General features: G+C 70.0%; 1 protein-coding gene. It reads left to right on the forward strand.

The window, feature by feature from the left end; genetic code table 11:
• Nucleotides 1-68 precede the first annotated feature (68 nt).
• A partial coding sequence (locus tag AC27KI_RS26955) for a glycosyltransferase family protein (protein WP_487116976.1) occupies nucleotides 69-563 on the forward strand: 495 nt, incomplete at its 3' end.

The raw sequence follows: 563 nt of genomic DNA on the forward strand, positions 1-563 counted from the left end.
GGCCGCCGTGCCGCCGGGCCCGGGCCGGCCCGCCGCTGCCTCCTCCTGACCGCCAAGAAGGTTTCGCCATGCACGTGCTGCTCGTCAACAACTCCCCGATCCCGGTCTACGGCTATGGCGGCACCGAGCGCGTCATCTGGGACCTGGGCCAGATGCTGGTGCGCCTGGGCCACCGCGTGAGCTACCTGGTGCCCGAGGGCTCCACCTGCGACTTCGGCGCGGTGCTGCCCATCCGGCCCGATGCGCCGTGGGATTCGCAGATTCCCGCCGACGTGGACATCACGCACTTCCAGTTCAACCCCCGCACCGAGATCGGCACGCCCTACCTGGTCACCGAGCACGGCAATGCCCGAAAGCCCAAGCCGCTGCCGCGCAACACCGTGTTCCTCTCGCGCGACCATGCGGCGCGCTACGGCTCCACCGAGTTCGTCTACAACGGCCTGCAGTGGGAGAGCTACGGCGCCGTGGACTTCGCCCGGCCCCGCGACCACTACCACTTCCTGGGTAAGGCCGCGTGGCGCGTGAAGAACGTGAGCGGCGCCATCCGCGTGGCCCAACTGGCC

The organism is Acidovorax sp. KPB24-03, assembly GCF_057546605.1.